The sequence below is a fragment of the Zhongshania borealis genome (assembly GCF_039539625.1).
GTDB classification, from domain to species: domain Bacteria; phylum Pseudomonadota; class Gammaproteobacteria; order Pseudomonadales; family Spongiibacteraceae; genus Spongiibacter; species Spongiibacter borealis.
In genome coordinates, this window is sequence record NZ_BAABDM010000005.1 from 187481 (window position 1) to 201280 (window position 13800).

A 13800-nucleotide genomic window follows, 5' to 3' on the forward strand; every position below is an offset into this window, starting at 1 on the left:
ATTCTTGTTGATTTTAGCCCTGCTCAATCTCACCGAGTAAGTTGGTGTTTATTAGCGAGTAAAGTTGCTCGGCAAGCGCTTTGAGTTGCTTGGCGTCTTCTTGCGACATGGCGATTTGGCTGGTGATATTGTCCGGCGTTTTCTTTGCACATTCGGCGAGCTTTTTCCCCTGCGGCGTTAAAACAATGACTTTTTGCCGAGAGTCATTGCTGGACTTGGCTATAGTCAGTAGCTGCTTGCTCTCTAAACGCTTGAGTATGGGTGTGAGTGTTCCGGCGTCAAAACGCGTGCGCTGCACTAAGTTCTTAATAATAACGTTGTCTTCATCCCACAGTGCCAGCATGACTAAGTATTGCGCATAGGTGAGACCGAGCTGATCTAGCAGCGGCCGATAGGCTCGAATCAGCGCGTTGGTGGCCGAATATAGCGAGTGGCAAATTTGGTTCTTTAGCTTAAGGGCTGGAATGTCTGTCAAAGCGGCTCTCCGAAGTTGGAAATATTTTGCGCGCAAAACATTGACAGGTCAATGATCGCCTGCCATTATTTTGCGCACAAAGTAAATTTACGTATTTAATGCCGAGCCCTTCAATGCAAGGCGGCGCGCGGCAGGCTAGAGGAATAAGGCAATGAAAATTGTATTTACGGTAATTGGCGTTCTTGTTGTGTTGTTTTTTGCGCGAGTCATTATTCAGGGTAATCAGGTTCCTGAACTTGGTGTGAAAAACGGCAAATTGGCCGCGATTAGCAGCAAGCCTAATAATGTTTCGAGTCAGGCCGATGACCCTGAAAAGCAGGTGGCGACGTTGCCATTTAAAGATACGCCCGCAAGTACCATGAGCGCCTTGAAGGCGGCCGTGGCGAGCTACGGCGGCGGCAAGATCGAAACGGAGACTGATGATTACCTTTACGTGATCTTCACTACCTCGCTTATGCGTTATCGCGACGACGTGGAGTTTTGGCTCGACACCGAAAATCGGCAAGTGCATTTTCGTTCGTCTAGCCGAGCGGGTTATTCTGACATGGGCCTGAATCGCAAGCGCTACAACAAAATCGCAGAATTATATCAAGGCCAATAACGGCCGCCAGAATGAGTCTCAAACTCTAATCCCTATTATTCGCGCAGGCTTTCTATAGGTTGGTCTGGGCGTAATCACAAAGGAGCAGTTTATGTTAAAAGCACAGTACAGCGAGCGCGGACCGATCCCTGAGCAGTCGATCGCCGCCGTAGAGTTTGACGCACCGGCCTTGGCCGAAGACGAAGCCCTAGTAGAGTTAATTGCCTCACCGATCAATCCATCCGACGTGCTGACCCTGACTGGCGAATACGGCATTTTACCGCCCTTGCCTGCGATTGGTGGCAATGAAGGTGTGGGGAAAATAGTTAAGCTTGGCGGTAAGGGCCCAGCTATTGGTCAAACGGTCATGTTGCCTGTAGGCATTGGTACTTGGGCTAGCCACATGGTGTGTAAAACCGCGCAGTTGATACCGGTTCCCAATGAAGCCGATCCCAAGCAGCTGGCAATGATGAGCATCAACCCGCCAACGGCTTTGTTGATGCTCGAAGAATTTGTGGAGCTGCAGGCCGGTGATTGGGTAATTCAAAATGCTGCTAATTCCGGCGTAGGTAGCTACTTAATTCAGTTGGCAAAAATTAAGGGCCTCAAAACCATTAATGTGGTGCGCCGTGAATCGGCGATTGACGGGGTAAAGTCCTTGGGCGGCGATGTAGTGTTGGTCGACGGGCCGGACCTGGCAAAAGACGTTGCTAAAATCACCGGCGACAATCTGCCTAAGCTCGCGATTGATGCCATTGGTGGCGCGGCGACTGATCGTGTTGGCGGTTGTCTCGCAACGGGCGGTACCTTGGTGAACTACGGCTTGATGAGTGGTGAGCCTTGTCATTTGTCGGCGAAGTCTCTGGTGTTCCGTGATGTTACTCTCAAGGGGTTTTGGTTGGCACGCTGGTTCCGCAGCGCCACGCCAGAAAAGCAAATGGCGGTGTTTGGTCAAATCACCAAGTATATTATTGAAGGCAAGCTGCAAACTAAAATCCACGCCGAGTACCCTGTAAGCGAAATCAAACAAGCGGTTGCAGCGGCGGCCGAGGGTGGGCGAGACGGTAAGGTGCTCGTTGTTGCTTAATATTGAAGGCTTGCTCGCACGTCTAGTGGTTTTAGACCGCTAGACGTGCATTGCCTTGGTTGCTTGCTATTATGCAGTTCGCGGTTAGCCGACGCCCTCTGGTCAGTCTAAGGGAGCGCTAAAACTAGTAATGATCGAGTCAACTACTTTAATGGCGCTGGGGTCTGCATTTGGCGGAAATGCCGCAGTAAACGTGTAGCCACGGCCACCGGCTATTAGGTAGTGCAGTAGTAGTTCACTTTCTTGGGCGCCAAATTGCACGTTCATGCGCAAACGCTGCGCGGGGTAAGCCGCCAGTTTTACTTCCTCGCGGTGGGTAATGTCACTGCGAACCGCAAAATGTTGTAAGCCCTTTAGGCGAAACTGGCTGTAACTTTCTAAGCTGCTGGTCGCAGATTTCGCTTCGTTAACGTCAACACTAAGATACCTGAGCTTACCTGCGAGCGCAGAGTCTGCGCGCGGCTCAATCACCACCGCACTACCCATATAATTTTCACGCAGCTGCACGCTTGCTGGTAGCCGCAGGCTAAAGCCGAGCGGCGTATTTTGGTATAGCTGACGGTTGTCGGTGCACCCCAATAGCAACAGTAAGCCTGCTAGTAATATTGTTCTCACGGCTGTTTCATCAATATTTGCTCAAACACCGGCAGCGGCCGCCCTTGATCGTCGGCATTGTAGGGTGTGCCGTCTGGGTAGAGAGCGTAGGCGGCGCCCACCAAGCGATCTTCGCGCAGCTCAATCCAAAAGAAGCCCCAGCTCATACCCAGCTGAAAATAGGCATCGTTGCGGGTGGCATCAAATACTTCACGGCTTTTTGCGCCTGCGCCGGAGACGATCTGTTGGGTTTTACCGCAGCCTGCTTGGGGTTTAAACCAATATAATTCATGGTCGTGCCCTGCAATAAATAAGTCCACTTTGTCGCAAATGGTCGATTCAAGAAACGCTTTATAGTCTTCGCCGCGGCAACTGTTGCTTAGCATTACGCTACCTGCGCCAATGCAAGGGTCTGGCATGGTGCCGGTATCGTATTGCCCTGCGTTGCCATGCTGACCATTCGAGACGTAGGGGTGATGCGCTAGGGCGATTTTCCATGGGGCTTGGCTGGCCGCCAGTTGCTCCTGCATAAAATTCGCTTGGCTGAGAATGTATGTATCGAGCGCATCGCCACTCCATTCCGCGCTGTTGTCGTCAAAGAAATGGCTTATCGGGCTAGAGTCTAGTGTGAACAATTGCGCAAACACATCGTCGCCAACACTGCCTTTAAATGTTTGTGTGTAAAAGCGCTCTGGCATTTTCCACGCGCCCGACGGTGACACCTCAGTGTATTGCACTTGCACATCGCCCTTGGCGTTTTGTGAGCCCTCGCCAATTAGAGTAACCGAGTTGTCGTGATTACCGAGCGCGACATAAAAGGGAATGCCAATATCGCCGTAGGGTTGCTCAAAGGCATCGGCAAACAGCGGATCATCCGTGCCGTCCACGCCGCTTTCATACATATTGTCTCCGGCCAATACCGCAAAATCACAGCCGCGTATTTCGCACACTTGCTTTAGCATTTCTGCAACCTGATATTGCAGATGCGTGGCGTCGCCATCATTGCCGGTGCCGGTATCGCCAATGGCGATGAAGCGCAGGGTTTGTTCCTTATCTACCGGCGGTGGTGTGCTGGTATTGCCGGTGCTAGAGCTGCCGCCGCAGGCCGCCAGCAATAATGGTAGAAGTATTATCGATAGCCTTTTCATAGCGGAATTCCCTCGTAAGGTGCTGGTGCGGGTGGATTCGCTTTGGCCGTGCTGGCCCCAGCTGCACTTTGCAGGCGATTTTCGCCACTGGCGGTAAAATGAGCCGCAGCCAAGCTTTCGCCTCGCGATGGCCCTTCAATGGAGTCGACAAACCAGTGTTCGCCCTGGCAGCGCTCAGGCGTTAGGTCTAATAATAAATAGCCGTGTTCGCGTAAATTGATGTACTTCATGTGGGGGTTCACAATCTTCAGCCCTTCCTCACCAAGCTCGCGCACTTCGTCGAGCCCCGGAGATGACACCGACGTTGCCACAAATTCCACCGCCATCGAACCGCTACCATCAAGCGGGTTGTAGGCTATCGGGTTATTTGGGTCTTCATTAATGTCCATGCTCCATGCGGTGTGAATATCGCCGGTGAGCACCACGACATTGTCGACGGGTGCACCGCTACTGCCGCGTATCATTGCCCAAATCTCTTCCCTAGCGCGGGGATAGCCGTCCCATTGATCTGTATTTAAAAAGATGCCGCCTTGGCCGCCTGGATTCAGAATATTCAAGGCATTAGGTTCGCCAATAAGCTTTAGCTGGCCGAACATAACTTGCTGGCCAAGAAAGCGCCATTGTGTCGGGCTGCTAGTAAGCGCATTGCCTAAAAATTGTTTTTGAGGCTCGCCAAGCAAACCGCGCTCTGTACTGGCTATGTCGCCAGCGTCGATAAAGCCAAAGCCGCCGAGTCCGGGTACCTCATTCGGAATACTACCGGCGAGTTGTTGGTCACGGCCGACAAAGCGAGTGTCGAGCATAATGAGGTCTAGCAAATCACCGAAGCGGAACTGCCGGTAAATGCGCGCGCTATTGCCCGGCTCCGGTAAGCGAATTGGCATCCATTCGCTATATGCTTGCAGTGCAAAGGACGAGCGCTGGGCCCAATCGCCTTCACCGTCGTTGTGGTTTTCAGCGCCACCCAACCAAGCATCGTTGGTAAACTCGTGGTCATCCCATACACAAATAAACGGATGCTGTTGATGGCAGCGCTGTAAATCTAAATCGCGCTTGTATTGGGCGTGGCGACGACGGTAGTCAGACAGGCTGACCATTTCGTGGCCCGGCTCATAAATACGGCCGCCAGCTTGAACGTCGCTGCCATAGCCGTCATTGCCGTATTCGTAGATGTAATCGCCAAGGTGAATCACACAATCTAGGTCAGGCCGCTCGGCAACACGACGGTAGGCGTTAAAGAAGCCGTGGGGAATACTTGCGCAACTCACTACCGCCAAGCGCAAATGATCTACAGTGCCTTGGGGCAGCGTGCGGCCACGTCCGATCTGGCTAACAAAATCTAAAGCCGAGAAACGGTAGTAATAGCTTGTTTCAGGCGAGAGGCCGGTTACGTCTATTTTAACGGTATGATCGCGGCTGCTGTCGGTGGTAAACACGCCCTGCGCCACTATGCTGCTAAACAGGGGCGACTCGGCCACCTCCCAGCTCACATCGCAGGGCAAGCTGCCTTCAATACTAAGGCGAGTCCAAATAATTAGGGCGTTTTGCAGCGGGTCACCGCTTGCCACGCCGTGCTGAAATGGTGACTGTGCTTGTGATATTGCTTTTTGCTCTGAGCTAGACGCAGCAATACTGACCGTGGCAGTGGAGCCCGCAGCAACGCCAACTGCGGCGCCGCCAAGTCCTATTCGTCGTAAAAAACTGCGCCGTGACAGACCACGACGGGATTTACGCTTTCCCATATTCTTATTCTCCGACGCCTAACGAATTTAATTAGTTTGTAGTGTGGCAGACCACTATGGCACAAATATTACAAATTGTGGAATGAGTGGAATGTTTCAATATAGCAATGATTGCCAAATGCAGGAAGCGAGGTGGGAAAGGGGCGCAGAGTGGTAATTTGGCCAGATTGGAAGAATATCAAGCTAGGCCCGCGTCTGCGGGCCTGTGGTATTAGAAGCTGGATGAAATCCCGAGTGAGGGGCCGCTAACATCAAAACCGTCTTTATCTAAATAGCGCATGTACTCGATATTCACAGTAACTGAATTGTCTACCAGAAAATCAACGCCGAAACCAAGTGACATATCAGACTCAGATACAGTTGCGCTTTCAGCTCCCGGTGCAGAACCCGTTAATTCACCTTTGGTATAACCAATAATGACATAGGGGGAGACCTCATCACTGGCCTGAAAGCTACCGCGAAGGTAAGCGCCATAGAAATGATCCAGCTCTAAATCAACGTCTGTGCCTAACACGGCCACTGATTCATCGCGTAGGCCCATACCTGCGCGCAACTCACCAGAAAAATTAGCCGTTATTTGTAAGCCAATGCGGCCAAAAATTGATTTGAACGTTGCGTCGTCGTGAAGCCCAGCCTCTGTGTATTTTAATGCCGCGAGGTTGCCTCCAAGGTAAACCGCAGGTGTGTCGGCTTGTACAAGTACGCTACTCAAAGTAAGTGCGCTCATGCCCATGGTTAGCATCAAGTTTTTGTAAATCATTAAGGTCCATCTCCTTGGCTGTATAATCTGCGCTTTAGTTTTTGCGCGACGCAAAGATAGCACTCTGTCTATACCCAGTTTAATAGGTAATATCCGCAGTGGCCAACCGCGAGTTCTATTGGACGAACATGCCCGAATACGTTACTTGTAATGACCTTAATGCCCAGGGTGATCAGCCTCAGCATTTTGGGGATGGCAACACTACAATGAACTGTTGGAAACATCTCATCGACCAGTCATTGACCTACTCCTACGCTCATTATATTCAACGATTCATGATCAAGAGTAATTATCGCTTGCTGGCATTCATCCGGATCAAGTGGAGGCATGGCGCCTTGATTTTTATATTGATGTTGTCGAATGGCTGGAAATGCAAAACACGCTGATAAAACGTAAGAAGCCACATTGGTACGCGCTGCTTGGTGTTTTGGAACTTGAACGGGCTTTGATTAACGGTGTGTCTCAGAAAAGGTGCTAAGCGTGTCTAATCACTTTGTGCAATTGCGAGTAAAAAGGCCTAAAGTTGTAGTGCTCTAGATGATCTTGTTTGACGGCATCACTGTCGTTGGTTAAATGCAAAATTAGGCACAACATATAGAGAATCCGTATGCCAAAGCAAAATATTGTCATCATTGGTGCTTCAGGGGGATTAGGCTCTGCATTTGTTGAATTATTTGCCGCGGATTCCGACAATATCGTTCATGCATTTTCTCGTTCAGAAATAAAAAGTAAGTTAGTCAATGTGTATTACGGCCACCTCGATTATGCCGACGAAGAATCGATCAAAAAAGCGGCCGAGCAGAGTGCCAAAGAAGGCTCGCTGGACTGTGTGATTGTTGCCACCGGACTGCTGCACGACAGTGACTTGATGCCAGAAAAGTCACTGCGCGATTTAAATTCGGATAACTTTCAGCGGAGTTTTTTTGTCAATACAATTGGCCCTGCATTGGTTGCCAAGTATTTTTTACCCCAACTGCACAGCAAGCAACGAGCGGTATTTGCTGCGCTTTCGGCTCGTGTTGGTAGCATCGGAGATAATCGCCTCGGTGGGTGGTATGCCTATCGCGCCTCTAAAGCCGCGCTGAATATGCTAATAAAAACCGCCAGTATTGAAGTCGCATGGCGTAAAAAACAAGCCATTGTAGTGGGCCTGCACCCCGGCACCGTGGATACCCATTTATCTCAGCCCTTCCAGCAACGGGTTGCCAGTAATAAATTGTTTAATACGGATTACTCTGCAAGGCAATTACTTGCGGTAATAAAAGGGCTTAATATAGAGGATAGCGGTAAGATCTTTGCTTGGGACGGTAAAGAAGTGCCTTGTTGATCTTCTGTGGTTGAAACACGATATAAACTTGAGAAAGCCTATGAAAACCTTTAGATGTAGCTGCGAGAATAAGCAATTACTGTTTTTTGAAAGCAGTAGCTGTGTTTCATGTCAAAGAACTGTTGGGCTTGATGATGCTTTTGACACAGTAGAAGCATATGACTTTGATGAGGACAGTGGCGATTATTTCAAAACCGGTAAGCCAGCTGTTCGCTTCCAAAAGTGTGACAATAATGCCAACTACAATGTCTGTAATGGCATGGTTAACTTAGATGATTTTGTTCCTGATACCGACAATGACGAAGTGTTGTGTTTTGCCTGCCGTTTTAATGAAACGGTTCCCGACTTATCTATTGTTGAGCATATTCCCTTGTGGCAGAAAATGGAGGCAGCTAAGCGTCGGGCATTGTATACCCTAAAGGCCTTGTCTCTGCCGCTGCGTAATATTCGGCAGGACCCAGAGAATGGCTTGAGTTTTGACTTTACCACTGATCGAGATGTGAGCGACCACTTTGTTAGTAAGTTAGACGACTCTGAATCTGTTTTTACCGGTCATGACTGCGGCCATATTACTATTAATTTGGCGGAAGCTGACGATGTCGCTCGTTCTCAAACAAAGCATGCCATGAGTGAGCATTATCGAACTTTGCTCGGGCATTTTCGTCATGAGTTAGGCCACTACTACTTTGATCAACTGATCGTTGGCTCGAAGAAAAAACATGCCTTAAGTAAAAAATATTTTGGTGATGATGAGCTAGATTATCAAGAATCGCTGAAAAAGTATTACAAAAAGAAAGCTGCTGATAATTGGCGCGATGAATTTATAAGTGAATACGCCACAATGCACCCGTATGAAGATTGGGCAGAAACCTGGGCGCATTACATGCATATTATGGATACCTTAGAGACGGCTAAAAACTTCTCAATTACCGGCTCAATTACCGGTGACGCAGCGGACTCTGAAGAGACTGATGAATTGAATTTACCACAGGGGTCACGCTTCTTTTATTCTCAAACATCAATCACATCGGTGCTGGATGCGTGGATGGAGTTCTCCGTGATTCTAAACTCCTTAAATAGAAGTATGGGCATGAACGACGCCTATCCTTTTGTGCTGTCTCAGCCGGTGCGGGAGAAACTGTCATTTATTCATCATGCAATTCACAACAAGTTAAGCTTGATAAAAGGATAGTGAGCGAGGACGATAAAGTGTATTTGGGGTTTTTGTTTTGGTGGGGTGGCGGGGACAAACGCTTTGCAGTTTACGCCGCCCGCAACGCTGGATACGTATTGCCCAGTGAGGCCTCTTTCCATAGTTGCTTCAGTAAGTTAAGGCTGCTCGTACTTATATTTTTAAGGTAATAATAAAATAAGAAGTAGCGGTATTATATTTTCTAGATGGCAAACTGATATGTTTAAAAAATGCCTAAAAATATACACGTTCTGGCGAAATGCATAAAAAATCACACTTTTTATACATGTTGTGCCTTGTTTGACCATATTTCGGTGTCGCCCACAGCCTAAACTTAACGGTTCTCTATTCCCAGCTCATGAACTTGGGCTTGGTGTAGTTTATATAGGCACTGAGAGTATCTGGCCATTTAGAGGTGAGTTGACGGTGAAATTCCGTTAACTATTGCTCCGCGAGAACTGTGGCGTAGGTATAAGACATAAAAAAGGGTGAACTGAGGTCAGTTCACCCTTTTAAATTGGTGGAGCCGGCGGGAATTGAACCCGTATTATTTATCATTAAATCAATGCCTTATATAGGTTTGTGTCTAATTTGTGTCTTGCCTTAATGTATTGGTTAAATTTTCTAACATAGATAATATATCTTTTTTTTATGTGGGAAAACTTTAAATTATTATGTGTGTGAGTTTTTTATACATGATCTAACATTTTGTATTCGGTAATTAGGTTGTTAAGTTTTTCTCCTGCAACGCCACTGCTATCTCGAATCTTTTGATCACACTTGTTCTCAATGAATAATGCTCTTTTGTCCAATATTTCGTAAATGTCGTCATCTGCCAAATAAATTGTAAGAAGTTCGCTAAGTTTTTTGTTAAGTAATGATGTGACTTGTTCGGTGAATGGGTTGTTCTCTTGGTTGGTATGATTAGCTTTTGCTATCGATAATATTTGAAAGAAAATTGTAGCAAACACGTGGAAATCTGAATCATTTTGTAATGTTTTCGATGTGACTTTCGGTTCTTCGGACGAACTGTCTACAGCCTTGATATGTAGTTCGTCGAGAATGTATTGTGGTGATGTTCTGTTTGGGCGAATAGAAATCAGTGTTTTAATGGACGAAACATAAATTTTTAGCATCGGATAAAAAATAGAGTTGAAGTTTTGTATTGATATTGCTTTTAGTTGACGCTGCAGTGCTTTGCTGGAATCTACTTGCGCGTCTGCCGATCGCTCCATTTCGAGACGTGTCATACTTAATTCTCTACTTTGAAGATGTATTGTGTAGAGGAGTGCAAGCAAAGATAAAAAGCTTAAGGCGGGGTTTAGTGTTCCTCCGATATAATCGCCGAAACTACCCCACACATCCTGGTGGTTTGATAGCCCATCATTAAAAATTGAAAAATAAACAAAAATAACAGCTAAAGTAATTAAGAGTGCTAAGAAGCTAATTAATATTAGCAATGATTTGTGTGATTTATGGTCAACTTTCATTTATCCATCTTCCGTAAATATTTCGGATCATGCCCCAGTCTGAATGCCCCATGTGGTGTGCCAGCCAGACTGGATTGCGATTCTCTGAGAGCATTTGAGATGCGAATGTGTGGCGCATTTGATAGCACTCACGGTATTTCACATTTGCAGCCTTTAAAGCGGGTATCCAAACACGCTTTCTGAATGGTTGGTCAGATGCCCACTGTTCTTTTGATTTCGGGTCGTGAAATACGAAGGCGGAGCCGGAGCGAATAGCAAATTGAGATTTAGCCGCTGCAAGGGCATTGGCGTGGAGGGTGATTTTACGCTCTCCGGACTTGGTCTTTGGCTGTTTCATTCGTCCATGTACTAAGGCTTCCTTAATCACTGCGGTTCCTTCCTCAAGCGATACATTTTCCCATCTCAGTCCGAGTAGTTCTGAGGTACGAAGTCCTGTCCAAAATCCAAATTGTATTGCGTTCTTAGCGCTTCCTTCCAGTTGGCTGAGTATCGCGTCAATTTCCCTCAGCGTAAAGGGTTGTGGCTCCCGCGTTTTTACTTTGAGATTTTTGATACGTGACATTGGATTGTTGTCGATCAGTTCGTCGTGAAATGCTCTTTCCATGATCTGCCTCAGTGGGATAAGGATGTTATTAATACGCTTGGCTGAGATGTCGAGTCCATTGATCCACGTCTCGATCTCTTGCCGGTTTAGCTCGTCTAAGGTGTAGTGGCCGAATCGGGGTTCAAGGTGAAAGCCCACGGCTGAGTTGTAGTCCCGTACCGTACTATAGGCGTGGCGCTTCTGGCAGGACACCAGCCAGTCGTTCATGGCGTCCTTAACCAGTATGTGGCATCCGTTTTTTGAAGCCTTAGCCATTGCACTTTTGCTTTCAGGGAATTCGCTAGGGTAGTCGAAACTACCCCGCTCGATTTTCGATAGAATCTCGATTCGACGGTTATTGGCATAGCGCAAGTTGGCGTCCGTGGGGGAGATCTTAAGACTCTCCCGACAGCGTTTGCCCTTGAACATAAATTCGATCTGAATACTTTCTTCGCCGCGCACACTTACGCCTCGGTATTTTCTAGCCATTTGTTGACCTCCTCTACATTAATCATGATTCGTCCGTCTGGGCCTTTGGTGAAATGCAGTCGGTAGGCCCACGTACCGTTTTTGGTTTTTGCTCTAATAGCGTCTTCGGAATACCCGCTTGCCTCAGCAAACTTTTTAATCGTTACCCACTTGTTCATCACTTTGTCTCCGTTGGTGTAAAGTGGTCTCCATAGTTGCCGATGGGCTAGGCTGCCAACAGAACACAACCCGGTTGCAACCCAGTCGGTGGGTAGAGAGTCTTTTAAAATCAAGGAGATAGAGATTGGCTGTGGAAAAAGTCGACGCAGAGGAATTGCTGAAGGCAGGCCAAATGATGCAGGACTGGTTGCGCGAAAGTGGCAATGCCACGGTGCGACCAGTGGATCTTTTTATCTCGCTCTATGAGAAAACCCGTGATTACATCGCCCAGGGGGTGAATGTCGACGATGCCCAGTTCACGGTGGCTGAGTTGAACGCGGTTGTGAAAGGCAAAGGCGAGGGCGAAGACAGCCCCGAAGTTGCTCGGAAGTACGTGGTCGATAACCTCAAAAAGTACCAGGAGCTAGTGGCAGAGAATCGCGAGTCCTTAGATGCCTACTTGCGCCAGCACGACCAACATCAGCGAATTGTCATTGCCTCGACGGAAAGCCAAGGCCGGCACAAAAAGCATTACTACCTAAAGCTGGAGCCCTTGGCTGATACGCCAAAGGCGGAGAAGGCCGCAGCCCTTGATCCACGCTATGTCCAGTATCGGGTTAAGCAGTTACCGCGTCCGGCGCTGTGGGCTAAGCCATTTATGGCGTTGACCTTGGCAGGCTGGCGACGAGGCGTCTTCCTTGCGGGAATATTTGCGCTGGTGATTGGGCTGGCAGGGCCATTAATTCATGCACTGATTCTTAAGAAGCTTTTGGTATGGCACCTGTACACGGTGTCTTTAAGCGCCATTGCCTTTTATACCATCCGGCCAATCTACGATGTTCTTGACCGCTCGATCTTAAAAGCCCCGGACTGGATGTATGGGCTAAGTGTGCCATCGGCACAGCTGGAGCTACGCGAGATCGGTGAAACTGATGCTGGCCGGACGATACGCCAGATCAGGCTTGCTGTGTACGAGGGCGAATGCCCGATCTGTGGTGGCCGAGTAATTATTGAAGACGGCAAGCGCGAATTTAAAGGCCGCTTAATTGGCGAATGCAGTCGTGCCCGTGCTGAGCATATCTACTCCTTTGATCACATCACCAAAGTCGGCGTACCTCTTCGGGTGAATGCCTATTATCTCTCGACAGTTGGCTGATTCGATGCGCCGGATTTATGCTGATTTATAGTCAGGCGCTCACCGGGCGCCCGGATATTTTGGTGGCTCCGTCTACCTATCAATATTGAGGTAGCCTGATAGACGGGTGTATTATTATGGTGTTTGTTCTGGCATGGAGCGCCGTAAAAATGATAATAAATCGTCTTTTCTCTAAGCTTTTACTCCTGACATTTTTTTTCGCCCTATTCGGCTGCGCCTCCATTAACGACATTGGTTATAAGCACTACCTTGCTGGCAACTACGAGCAAGCAGCGTATCTTTGGGGGATGGCAGCCAAACAAGGGGATGCCACTGCACAAAACAATATGGGGGTGCTTTGGGAGCACGGGTATTATTTTGAGAAGAACGATACCCGAGCCGCGGAGTGGTTTGTCCTATCAGCGCAAAATGGCTATGTCCCTGCGATGGTGCATGCGGCAAAGATGCAACTGCGGCTGGGTTATTATGATGCTGCGAAATCATGGCTTGCCTTGGCTTCGCGATGGGGCAACCCCGAAGCCAAACAATTATTGACGAACCTTGGTCAAGCAGTCACGGAATCAGACTTGTACTACCAGCAACAAGCCCAACAAGCGCAGTATGAGGCGATGGCTGCGGGTATGATGATACAAAGCATGGGCAATATGGGACACGCACTTGGATGCGCTGCAGCTGGTGGGTGCAGACCCGCTGTCCCGGTTTACACGCCGTCGGTCAATTCCGTGAAGCCAGATTACCAGCGGCGGAGCAATACAGACTTCGGTTGTACGTCTGATTTTGACTGCGGTTCTGGTCAATCCTGTGCTAAAGCCCCTTTTAACTCAACAGGCACTTGTATGACTTCGGTAGATTCGTATGGAGTGAAGACAATCCAGCCTCCTCAGTATGAAAGCATTGGAGTTAATACAAACCCGCAATGTGATAGTACAGGTGATTGTGGCCCAGGATTTACCTGCGATATCTTTTTGAAGGTTTGTGTGAGCAGGTAGATAGTAGTGTGTAGACAGTAGGCCTAGTGTTAATAGGGCCGACTGCCTTT

The 13800-nt window shown here is 48.3% G+C and carries 14 protein-coding genes; 6 read left to right on the top strand and 8 right to left on the bottom strand.

The features are described 5' to 3' along the window. Positions 1-13 precede the first annotated feature (13 nt). Positions 14-475 (bottom strand): MarR family winged helix-turn-helix transcriptional regulator, encoded by a 462-nt coding sequence (locus tag ABD836_RS13905; RefSeq protein WP_344936993.1) that lies wholly within the window; start codon positions 473-475, stop codon positions 14-16. A 151-nt stretch (positions 476-626) separates the two neighbouring features. Here ABD836_RS13905 and ABD836_RS13910 point away from each other — a divergent pair, with 151 nt between their 5' ends. Next, entirely contained in the window at positions 627-1076 is a 450-nt protein-coding gene (locus tag ABD836_RS13910; RefSeq protein ID WP_344936995.1) for a DUF1499 domain-containing protein, read from the top strand. Positions 1077-1167: 91 nt separating this feature from the next. Further along, positions 1168-2142: a zinc-dependent alcohol dehydrogenase family protein gene (locus ABD836_RS13915; RefSeq protein WP_344936997.1), complete on the top strand. Its 975-nt coding sequence runs from the start codon at positions 1168-1170 to the stop codon at positions 2140-2142. Positions 2143-2244: 102 nt separating this feature from the next. Here ABD836_RS13915 and ABD836_RS13920 read toward each other — a convergent pair whose 3' ends face one another. From ABD836_RS13920 to ABD836_RS13935, 4 genes are all read right to left on the bottom strand, one after another. Continuing rightward, positions 2245-2757, bottom strand: a complete 513-nt coding sequence (locus ABD836_RS13920) for a hypothetical protein (protein ID WP_344936999.1) — start codon at positions 2755-2757, stop codon at positions 2245-2247. Next, positions 2754-3884: a metallophosphoesterase gene (locus tag ABD836_RS13925; protein WP_344937001.1), complete on the bottom strand. Its 1131-nt coding sequence runs from the start codon at positions 3882-3884 to the stop codon at positions 2754-2756. Before ABD836_RS13925 ends, ABD836_RS13920 begins: the two co-directional genes overlap by 4 nt. Beyond that, positions 3881-5626 carry an alkaline phosphatase D family protein gene (locus ABD836_RS13930; RefSeq protein ID WP_344937003.1) on the bottom strand — a complete coding sequence of 582 codons (1746 nt, stop codon included), beginning with the start codon at positions 5624-5626 and terminating at the stop codon, positions 3881-3883. Before ABD836_RS13930 ends, ABD836_RS13925 begins: the two co-directional genes overlap by 4 nt. Positions 5627-5837: 211 nt before the next feature. Then, entirely contained in the window at positions 5838-6386 is a 549-nt protein-coding gene (locus tag ABD836_RS13935) for a porin family protein (protein WP_344937005.1), read from the bottom strand. Positions 6387-6993: 607 nt separating this feature from the next. On the opposite strand from ABD836_RS13935, the gene ABD836_RS13940 reads away from it, so the two are divergent. Together ABD836_RS13940 and ABD836_RS13945 are read left to right on the top strand one after the other, a co-directional pair. After that, entirely contained in the window at positions 6994-7713 is a 720-nt protein-coding gene (locus tag ABD836_RS13940; protein ID WP_344937007.1) for an SDR family NAD(P)-dependent oxidoreductase, read from the top strand. A 40-nt stretch (positions 7714-7753) separates the two neighbouring features. Next, positions 7754-8905, top strand: a complete 1152-nt coding sequence (locus tag ABD836_RS13945; RefSeq protein ID WP_344937009.1) for a zinc-binding metallopeptidase family protein — start codon at positions 7754-7756, stop codon at positions 8903-8905. Positions 8906-9594: 689 nt separating this feature from the next. On the opposite strand, the gene ABD836_RS13950 is transcribed toward ABD836_RS13945, so the two are convergent. Genes ABD836_RS13950 through ABD836_RS13960 form a run of 3 tightly spaced genes read right to left on the bottom strand, consistent with a single transcriptional unit; the run spans position 9595 to position 11625 of the window. Beyond that, positions 9595-10395, bottom strand: a complete 801-nt coding sequence (locus tag ABD836_RS13950; protein WP_344937011.1) for a hypothetical protein — start codon at positions 10393-10395, stop codon at positions 9595-9597. After that, on the bottom strand, positions 10385-11467 hold the full coding sequence (locus tag ABD836_RS13955; protein ID WP_344937013.1) for an Arm DNA-binding domain-containing protein: 1083 nt from the start codon (positions 11465-11467) through the stop codon (positions 10385-10387). Before ABD836_RS13955 ends, ABD836_RS13950 begins: the two co-directional genes overlap by 11 nt. Further along, a complete protein-coding gene (locus tag ABD836_RS13960; RefSeq protein ID WP_344937015.1) occupies positions 11443-11625 on the bottom strand; it encodes a hypothetical protein in 183 nt (60 codons plus the stop codon). The genes ABD836_RS13955 and ABD836_RS13960 overlap by 25 nt, the downstream gene beginning before the upstream one ends. A 125-nt stretch (positions 11626-11750) precedes the next feature. On the opposite strand from ABD836_RS13960, the gene ABD836_RS13965 reads away from it, so the two are divergent. Both ABD836_RS13965 and ABD836_RS13970 read left to right on the top strand, forming a co-directional pair. Continuing rightward, positions 11751-12761 carry a hypothetical protein gene (locus tag ABD836_RS13965; RefSeq protein ID WP_344937017.1) on the top strand — a complete coding sequence of 337 codons (1011 nt, stop codon included), beginning with the start codon at positions 11751-11753 and terminating at the stop codon, positions 12759-12761. Positions 12762-12877: 116 nt separating this feature from the next. Beyond that, positions 12878-13750: a tetratricopeptide repeat protein gene (locus tag ABD836_RS13970; protein ID WP_344937020.1), complete on the top strand. Its 873-nt coding sequence runs from the start codon at positions 12878-12880 to the stop codon at positions 13748-13750. The last annotated feature ends 50 nt before the right edge of the window (positions 13751-13800 follow it).

Coding starts and splice junctions, on each gene's coding strand:
- ABD836_RS13930 (WP_344937003.1), bottom strand. CDS start 5,626: ATGGGAAAGCGTAAATCCCGTCGTGGTCTGTCACGGCGCAGTTTTTTA.
- ABD836_RS13945 (WP_344937009.1), top strand. CDS start 7,754: ATGAAAACCTTTAGATGTAGCTGCGAGAATAAGCAATTACTGTTTTTT.
- ABD836_RS13925 (WP_344937001.1), bottom strand. CDS start 3,884: ATGAAAAGGCTATCGATAATACTTCTACCATTATTGCTGGCGGCCTGC.
- ABD836_RS13960 (WP_344937015.1), bottom strand. CDS start 11,625: ATGAACAAGTGGGTAACGATTAAAAAGTTTGCTGAGGCAAGCGGGTAT.
- ABD836_RS13910 (WP_344936995.1), top strand. CDS start 627: ATGAAAATTGTATTTACGGTAATTGGCGTTCTTGTTGTGTTGTTTTTT.
- ABD836_RS13950 (WP_344937011.1), bottom strand. CDS start 10,395: ATGAAAGTTGACCATAAATCACACAAATCATTGCTAATATTAATTAGC.
- ABD836_RS13940 (WP_344937007.1), top strand. CDS start 6,994: ATGCCAAAGCAAAATATTGTCATCATTGGTGCTTCAGGGGGATTAGGC.
- ABD836_RS13935 (WP_344937005.1), bottom strand. CDS start 6,386: ATGATTTACAAAAACTTGATGCTAACCATGGGCATGAGCGCACTTACT.
- ABD836_RS13970 (WP_344937020.1), top strand. CDS start 12,878: ATGGTGTTTGTTCTGGCATGGAGCGCCGTAAAAATGATAATAAATCGT.
- ABD836_RS13915 (WP_344936997.1), top strand. CDS start 1,168: ATGTTAAAAGCACAGTACAGCGAGCGCGGACCGATCCCTGAGCAGTCG.
- ABD836_RS13955 (WP_344937013.1), bottom strand. CDS start 11,467: ATGGCTAGAAAATACCGAGGCGTAAGTGTGCGCGGCGAAGAAAGTATT.